Source organism: Desulfovibrio sp. Huiquan2017 (assembly GCF_017351175.1).
In the GTDB taxonomy this organism is placed as follows: Bacteria; Desulfobacterota; Desulfovibrionia; order Desulfovibrionales; family Desulfovibrionaceae; genus Pseudodesulfovibrio.
Genome location: NZ_JAFMPN010000014.1, coordinates 133429 through 141588, shown reverse-complemented (window position 1 = coordinate 141588; position 8160 = coordinate 133429). Strand labels below are relative to the sequence as shown.

8 protein-coding genes and 1 pseudogene are annotated in these 8160 nt (G+C 60.7%); 5 read left to right on the top strand and 4 right to left on the bottom strand.

Annotated features, from left to right (window positions below):
• Window positions 1-40: 40 nt before the first annotated feature.
• A pseudogene (locus tag J0909_RS13520) lies at window positions 41-364 on the top strand (chemotaxis protein CheW); the annotation flags it as partial.
• Window positions 365-418: 54 nt separating this feature from the next.
• Here J0909_RS13520 and J0909_RS13515 read toward each other — a convergent pair.
• Both J0909_RS13515 and J0909_RS13510 read right to left on the bottom strand, forming a co-directional pair.
• Entirely contained in the window at window positions 419-901 is a 483-nt protein-coding gene (locus J0909_RS13515; protein WP_207263618.1) for a hypothetical protein, read from the bottom strand.
• Between the two features lie 26 nt (window positions 902-927).
• Complete coding sequence (locus J0909_RS13510) at window positions 928-1647, bottom strand: Smr/MutS family protein (RefSeq protein WP_207263615.1); 720 nt, start codon at window positions 1645-1647, stop codon at window positions 928-930.
• A gap of 143 nt (window positions 1648-1790) precedes the next feature.
• Between J0909_RS13510 and J0909_RS13505 the strand changes: the two genes are divergently transcribed.
• The 4 genes from J0909_RS13505 (at window position 1791) to J0909_RS13490 (ending at window position 4938) form a co-directional block, all read left to right on the top strand.
• Window positions 1791-2549: an ABC transporter ATP-binding protein gene (locus tag J0909_RS13505; protein WP_207263613.1), complete on the top strand. Its 759-nt coding sequence runs from the start codon at window positions 1791-1793 to the stop codon at window positions 2547-2549.
• A 24-nt stretch (window positions 2550-2573) separates the two neighbouring features.
• Window positions 2574-3734, top strand: a complete 1161-nt coding sequence (locus tag J0909_RS13500; protein ID WP_207263611.1) for a SufB/SufD family protein — start codon at window positions 2574-2576, stop codon at window positions 3732-3734.
• A 151-nt stretch (window positions 3735-3885) separates the two neighbouring features.
• Window positions 3886-4455, top strand: a complete 570-nt coding sequence (locus J0909_RS13495) for a TetR/AcrR family transcriptional regulator (RefSeq protein WP_207263609.1) — start codon at window positions 3886-3888, stop codon at window positions 4453-4455.
• Window positions 4456-4482: 27 nt separating this feature from the next.
• A complete protein-coding gene (locus tag J0909_RS13490; RefSeq protein WP_207263608.1) occupies window positions 4483-4938 on the top strand; it encodes a metal-dependent hydrolase in 456 nt (151 codons plus the stop codon).
• 40 nt (window positions 4939-4978) lie between these two features.
• On the opposite strand, the gene J0909_RS13485 is transcribed toward J0909_RS13490, so the two are convergent.
• Window positions 4979-6040, bottom strand: coding sequence for a glycosyltransferase family 4 protein (locus J0909_RS13485; RefSeq protein WP_286182017.1), 1062 nt, complete (start codon window positions 6038-6040; stop codon window positions 4979-4981).
• 9 nt (window positions 6041-6049) lie between these two features.
• Window positions 6050-8128 carry a succinate--CoA ligase subunit alpha gene (gene sucD, locus J0909_RS13480; protein ID WP_207263607.1) on the bottom strand — a complete coding sequence of 693 codons (2079 nt, stop codon included), beginning with the start codon at window positions 8126-8128 and terminating at the stop codon, window positions 6050-6052.
• Between the last annotated feature and the right edge of the window lie 32 nt (window positions 8129-8160).

Below are 8160 nucleotides of genomic sequence, written 5' to 3'. Positions count from 1 at the left end.
ATGGTGAAGATTGGAAGAGGCTAAGAAAATTTACGCTTACGAAGATACGGTGGACACCTGCATCATTATCGTCGAGATCGAGTACGAGGGCGAGTTCACGGTTATGGGCGCGCTGGTCGATTCCGTGCGCGAGGTCTTCGAGATGACCCCGGACACCATCGAGCCCGCCCCGAAGATGGGTGCGGCCATCAATGCCGAGTATATCAAGGGGATGGGCCGTCAGAACGAGCAGTTCATCATTATTATCGACATCAACAAGATATTCTCTGCCGAGGAATTGGCCATCGCCAAGGATATGGCCGGGCTGGGCGGAGCCGATCGCGCTCCGGTCCCGGAAGAAGCCGCCGCACCGGCGCAGGCTTAGAGTCGAAATGGCACCCCCGTCCGAAAGGGCGGGGGTTTTTTCTGGCAAAGGCCTTCAGCCGTTGTTGCGCAGGACGTCCACCTTTACCTGGACGGCTCCCAGATGGAAGGCCGTGTGGGCCAAAGCCCCGAAGGCCCCCCAGGCAGCATCCGGATCCACGGGAGCCCGGTTGCCGATGGCCTTGCCGAGCGTCTTGGCCTGGGCCGCCATATGGTCGAGCAGGGCGCGCCACTCCTGTTCGTCCACCGAGTTTTGGGACCAGCTCTTCTCCCAGTCGTAAGTCTTGTCGCGAACGCCCGAGATCCAGTCGGTAAAGACGTCCAGGCTGAAAGACAGATGCAGGGCGTGGGTCGCCACGGAGTCGCCCGCCACCGGGGTGGACGCCTGGCGGGCGGAAAGCCCGCCGAGTAGGGCAAGGAGGCCACCTTCGTCCGGATTGAGAAATGCGCCGTGCTCCCGCGCGCCGTCAAAGCATTCCCCTATCACGCCGAGCAACGCCTGAACCAGTTCCTTCGCGGAAATGGAAGATTCTTGCATTTGTCCTCCTTTGTTCCGTAATTTCTCTATTCCTCCCAATTCATCATCTTGTCCCAGCGGATCTTGCCCTCGGTTTTTTTCTGCTTGCGCAACAGGACGTAGAGAGCGCCAGCGCCACCGTGCTTGGGCTGGGCAGTGCAAAAGGCGAGGACCGCGCGTCGTAGCGGTTCCTTGGTCAGCCAGGTTTCGGCCTCGGTGCGCAGGACGGACTGTCCGCCTGGGGAGTTCTTGCCCCGACCGGTGACCACCAGCACGCACCGGTATCCCTGAAGATAGGATTCGCGGATGAAAAAGAGCAGGGAATCGCGCGCCTGATCCGAGGTCATGCCGTGCAAGTCCAGATGGGCGGCTACGCTCAGGGAACCCGCTTTGAGCCGTTGGAATATTTTGATGTCCAGACCACGCACGTAACCGTACATGAATTCGTCCGTGTATTCGAGCTCGAACTCAATGTCGCCGCGCATAAAACGATCCAGGTCGTTTTTGGCTTCGTCCTCGGCAGAAAGGGCCCGGGCCGGAGTCGTCTGGGTTGCAGGGGGGACCTTGCGTCCGCTCTGACCCGCCATGGGTTTCACGCCGTGCATGGCGGCCAGGAAGATTTCCTCGGCTTTGGGTTCGTCCTCGGGGTTGACATTTTCCTTCGGAGCCGCATTCTTTGCATACGGAAGGGAATAGATATCCTCTTTTCCCTTCTTGAATTTGATCTGCTTGAGATCGCCGAGGTTGTTCATGCGTTTTTTGCCCATCGTGTAATCTGCCTTTGGTCGAATCGAGTATATTGAAATCCATTGTAATTGGCGGTTGGTTCCATCCTGCGAAGCTATCGCTGGACTTCCGCGACGTGCTTGAGTAATGAGCCTGTTGCACATCATTCAAAGCGAGGAAACACATGCTGACCATTGAAGACTTGCATGTCAACATCGGCGACAAAGAGGTCCTGCGGGGCATCGATTTGCAGATAAACGACGGGGAGACCTTCATCCTGTTCGGGCCCAACGGTTCGGGCAAGACCTCCCTGCTCATGACCCTGATGGGCTTTTCCGGTTATGAGGTGACCAAGGGGCGGATCGTCTTCCAAGGACAGGACATCACCCACGCCCCCACGTATGAGCGCGCCCGCCTGGGCCTGGGCATGTCCTTCCAGCGGCCTCCGACCATCCATGGCCTGCGTACCCGCCATCTGGTGCAAATGTGTTCGCGCAAGGGCCACGTCAACGCCGACATGTTGGCCGAGACCGTCAATATGGGCGATTTCCTCGACCGCGACATCAATGCGGGTTTTTCGGGCGGGGAGATCAAGCGCTCCGAGTTGCTCCAGCTCATGGCCCAGCAGCCAGACCTGGTACTCTTCGACGAGCCCGAGTCCGGCGTGGACATGGAAAACATGCAGCTCGTGGGCAAGGTGGCCCGGGACATCCTGGACGGCAAGTTCAGCGTGGCTCCAGACCTGAGCCTCAAGCAGCGCAAGGAGCGGGTCAGAACCTCCGGGTTGATCATCACCCATACCGGGTACATTCTCGACTACGTGAACGCCGACCGGGGCCAGGTCCTGTACCAGGGCCATCTGTGCTGTGAAGGGCGTCCCCGGGATATTCTGGATCACATCCGCGAGCACGGCTATCAGGAATGTGTCCGCTGCATGAACTAGCCTCCGGCACGGGAGATTATTGATATGAGCAAAGTCGATCTGAAGGATTTCAAGTTTGACGGCCTCAAGCAGGAGGCCATCACCGATCTGAGCGCCCTGTCCGACGAGGACAAGGACCAGCTTCTCATGGCGGGCGTGGTTTCGGACCTGTCCACCCGTTCCGCCTCCTACTTGCAGATGGATCAATCCGCGGTCCACTGCCAGTCCCGGGACGAGGGCGTGGAGATCATGGACATCAAGGACGCCTTGAAGAAGTACGACGGCCTCAAGGACTACTTCTGGACCCTGGTGGACAAAGACAAGGACGAGTTCACCCGATCCGCTTATGACAACCTGCACGGCGGGTATTTCATCCGCGTCAAGGCCGGGGCCAAGATCAAAAATCCCATCCAGTCCTGCCTGATGCTCAAGTCCGAGCACGTGGGACAGAACGTCCACAACCTCGTGATCATCGAGGAGGGGGCCGAGGCGCACATCATCACCGGCTGTTCCGTGGCGCACGGAACCAAGGCCGGGGCGCACCTGGGCATCTCCGAATTTTTCGTCAAGAAGAACGCCTCCCTGACGTTCACCATGGTCCACAACTGGTCCGATTCTGTGGCCGTGCGGCCGCGTTCGGCGGGTATCGTGGAGGAAGGCGGCAAGCTGCTGAACAACTACGTCCTGCTCAAGCCCGTCAAGGATTTGCAGATGTACCCCTCCATCATCCTGGACGGCCCGGATTCCCTGGCCCGCTTCAATTCCGTGGTGGTGGCAACCGAAGGCTCGCTCCTGGACATGGGCAACCGCGTGGTCATGAACGCCCCGCGCACCCGGTGTGAGATCATCGCCCGGACCATCGCTGCGGGCGGGACCATCATCAACCGCGGTCACATCGCCGCCCATAATGTGCCGAGCAAGGGGCATCTGGAATGTCAGGGGCTGATCCTCGGCGGCGGCCGCATCTGGGCCATCCCCGAACTGGACGGCACCTTGGAGGGCGTGGAGCTTTCTCACGAGGCCTCGGTGGGCAAGATCGCCCAGGAGGAGATCGAGTATCTCATGGCCCGGGGCATGGACGAGAACGAGGCCACCTCGACTATCGTGCGCGGCTTCCTGAATACCGACATCATGGGGCTGCCCGAACGGCTGCAAAAAGAGATCGACAAGCAGATAGAGGAATTGCAGGCGTCCCACGCCATGTAGCTTCCCCCTATGCTCACATCAAGGGCGGCGGCTTCGGCCGCCGTCTTTTTTTTGCCGATCAAGGATGGAATTAGGCCTTGAACAAACAGGATTGACGTACTAATCAATGGCATTCATCTTTATGTGAAAGCGATGCAACAGGAAGTGCCCAATGACGAAGAAGGAAAAAATCCTGCAGGCAGCTCAGGAGTTGTTCGCCCGCTGCGGATATGCGGGCACGACCATGAAAATGGTTGCCGAGCAGGCCGGTGTGGCCTCGGGGCTGGTTTTTCACTACTATGACTCCAAAGAAAAACTGTTCATGGAAGCCGGAGCCGAGTTGATCAACGACATGGTCTCCACGCTGCACGAGGCCACGGGCGTGACGTCCTCAGGCTGCGAGGCCATGGGAACCTTTGTCAGGGCCTATCTGGACTTTACCATTGAACACGAGAAGACTTTTCCCACGATTATCCGCTGTTCGCCCTTCAGCGACGACAACCCGGACCTGGATCGCGAAAAGATCGCAGCCAAGTTTCTGGATCTCATCTACATCATTGAAGACATTTTGAAGCGGGGCATGGCGGACGGCTCCATCAAGAACCTGCCGGTTTCCCAGACGGCCTTCATGATTTATGGCGTCATCGTCGGCGCGGTCCGCACGCGGTTTTTGACGCCCTACGACATCCCCGGGCTGTTCGCCGAAGCCAGGGAATTCATTCTGCGCAGCGTTTGCGCCTAGCGTCCGGTAGGGGATTCGTTTCTCTTTATGCCTGATTACAGGGGACATTTGGCCGGAGGACTGTTCTTCGGCGTCATGGGGCTGGTAGGGGTGGTCCTGCTGGGCTGGATGGTCTTCGACCCCATCCGGGCCGGTGGGTTGCTCGGTTTCTGCCTGCTCGGGGCGTTGTTCCCGGACGTGGACACCAATTCCAAGGGCCAAAACCTTTATTACGCGGTCTTCGTGCTCGTGGATCTGGGGTTGATCATCAAAGGGCTCTATGTCTGGGCCGCCTGGTTCGGGCTTTTCTCCATGCTTCCGGCCGTGGGGTCCCACCGGGGCTGGACGCACACCTGGTGGGCCATGATCCTGGTCCCGCTGCCTATCGTCATCATTCCCTTTGTCATGCAGGCGCAGGAGCTGGTCCAACACTTCGCGCCGTTTTACGCGGCCTTTGTGCTGGGGTATTTTTCCCACCTGATCCTGGACGGAAAATTTAAATGATTCCGGTGAGCGGAACGTGATCATCCGCGCTTTGCGGCGGTCAGGTCCGCAGTCCCTTGTACAGGGCCATGTAGCGGCGGGCCATGGTCTTGTCCGTGTAGCCGGTGACCGACTCCGCGCCACCCTCGACCAGCCGGTCGCTTAGCTCCTTATCGTTGACCAGCCGGACAATGCAGGCCGCCAAATCCGCCGCGTCGCGATTCTTGAAGACCAGGCCGTCTCGTTCGTGGGCGACCAGTTCAAGGTTCGAGGGCAGGTCCGAGGTGATCACGGGAGTACGGGTGGCCCAGCCCTCCTTGATGACCGCATTGGACCCTTCACCGTCCACGGACGGGACGGTCAGGATGTCGATCTCGGGCAGCACCTCGCGGCTGTCGCGATAGCCCAGAAAGAGGATGGAGTCCGCCAGCTTGAGTTTTTCCGCCTGCCTCTTGAGGTCCTGCTGCATAGGGCCCTCGCCCGCGATCATGCATTGCCAGTTCGGCATGTCCGGGGACTTGCGCAGATGCGCCAGGGCCTCGATGAGGACCTCGAATCCTTTCTGCGAACTGAGCGCGCCCACGGCCCCCAGGGTCAGCATCGGATGGTGGCGCGGCTCGGTGGAGTACATGGCCGGGTCGATGCCGCTGTGTATGACCGTGGTCTTTTCCTCGGGCACGCCGCAGGTCACCAGGATTTCCTGTATTTCGCGACTGACCGCGACCATGACGTCGCCGAGCAGATACTTGTTCCGGCTCCACCCGGGTTTAAGTTTGTAGGACACCCGGCGGCTGTGGACCAGTCGGAATGTGTTGCGTAGCTTCTTGGCCAGGGCGCCCAGGGACGCGCCCTTGGCGTCGTTGGTGTGGACCACGTCCGGCTTGAACGATTTGACCAAGCTTAACATCCGGAAGACGTTCATGGGATTGTAGTCGCTGTGCGAGGGCAGTTCGGCGAAGGGAATGCCGTCCGCCAGGAACAGGGCCTTGAGCGGAGAATCTCCGGGTATCGCCACTAGGGGATCGAATCCCTGGGCGTGATGCAGGGCCCGGGCAAGATAATAGACCTGGCGTTGGCCGCCGCGCATGATCTTGCCTAGGTCGAGTAACAAAACCTTCAACATGAACCTCTTTTATTTCAATATCCTGGCCGTTGTCTCGGCAACGGATTCCAGGCTGGGGCAGACCGCGAAGCCGGCCTTGCCCATGGTTTCGAGCTTGTGCGCAATGCCGCCGCCGGATTCAAGAATGGCTCCGGCGTGGCCCAGTCGTTTGCCCGCAGGGGCGGTTTGCCCGGCGATGAACGAGATGACCGGTTTGTCGAATCCCGTGCGAACGACGTATTCAGCCAGATTCTCTTCCGCCTGTCCACCGATTTCCCCAAGGACGATCACGGCCTTCGTCTCATCGTGATTCCGTATCATTTCAAACATATCCACAAAATTGACCCCGATAAACGGATCGCCGCCTATACCTACGCACAGGGATTGGCCGATTCCGGCCCGGGTCAGGCGGTCGGCCACTTCGTATGTCAGGGTGCCGCTTCGGGAGAGCACGGCCACCGGGCCGGGCATGAACGGCATGGTCGGCATGATCCCGATCTTGGTCTGTCCCGGGACGATGATGCCCGGAGTGTTGGGGCCGACGATACGGGAGGGTGACCCCTTGGCCTGTTGGAAGGCGGCCAGCATTTCGTGCTGGGTGATGCCCTCGGTGATGCACACGACCCACGGGATTGCATTGCTTGCGGCCTCGGCCACGGCGTCGGCGGCCATGCGCGGGGGCACGAAGATGATGGACGCCCCGATGTTGTGGGCGCGCGCGGCCTGGGCGATGGAGTCGTAGACCGGTACGCCGAGCATTTCCCCGCCGCCCTTGAACGGCGTTACGCCCGCCACCACGTTGGCCCCGTATTCCTGCATGAGTTGGGTGTGCAGCCGCCCCTCGCGGCCGGTAATACCCTGGACCAGGATGGGGGTGTCCGCGCCGATGGTGAAGGCGGCTGCGCTTTTCCAGCCCACGGACGCGGGGCGCGGCCCCAGGGGAATGTCCGGGGGGGACGGATAATCCACGGGTGTGGCCCCGGCTGGGCGGAGGGTATCCAGGATGGCGATAGCCGCCTGCATGTCCTCGGCCAAGTGCAGGTCGTCCACATCGAGTTCGCGCAGGATCTTGAGGCCGGCCATGGCGTCCTTGCCGGACATGCGGACCACGACGGGCTTTTTCGGGGACTGCCCCCGGAGGGCTCCCTTCATGGCCAGGGCGACCTTTTCGCACGAGAGTATCCCGCCGAAGAGATTGATGAAGACGATTTCCACGCGGTCGTCGCCGAAGAGCAGTTCCAGGGCGATCTCCATGCGTTTCTGGTCGGCAGCGCCGCCCAGGTCCAGGAAATTGCTGGCGGGCAGGCCGGAAAAGTTGAGCAGGTCCATGGTGGCCATGGCCAACCCCGCGCCGTTGACCATCAACCCCACCCAACCGGGCAGCCGGACAAAGGAGAGCCCGGCGTCGCGGGCCCTGTTCTCCTCGGGCGCGGCGTGTTCGCGTTGGTGGTAGATCTCGGCCTCGGGGTGCAGGTCCACGAAGTTGTCGTCCATTTCCACCTTGCCGTCCAAGGCCAGCAGGCGGCCGTCCGGGGTGAGGATCAGGGGGTTGATTTCGGCCAGGAGCAGTCCGTTATCCAGGGTGCAGCGGAACAGGGCGTCCAGCAGGTTTGCGAAATTCTGGAAGTGGTCTCCATCCAGGCCGAGGTGGAAGAAGGCCGCCCGGATCTGGTGGGGTTCCAGGCCGCCAGGCAGGGTGATTCGCTGGACCAGAAGGTTGTCCGCGCCCAGTTTCTCGATGTTCACGCCGCCTCGGCGGCCTGCCGTCAGCAGGATGCAGCGCTGTTCGCGGGAGACGGTCAGGGAGAGGTAGAACTCGTGTGCGATCTCCTCGCCCGGCTCCACCCGGATGAATGGGACGGCCTCGCCTTTGATTTCGCGTCCGAACAGCTTGCGGGCCTTGGCCGGAAAGTCGGCGGGATTGTCCAGGCGCAGGATGCCTCCGGCCTTGCCGCGTCCGCCGGACAGGACCTGGGCCTTGAGGAACCAGGGCAGGGGGAAGTCGGGGGCGAAATCGTCTTCTTCCCCGGGGAAGACCGCCGATCCCCTCGGCACGGGAAGGTGGGCCTTGTCGAAGAGGAGTTTGCTGTTGTGCTCGTCGAGTAACATGAATGGCTCCTGGGCGTTGCTTATGGGTGCTG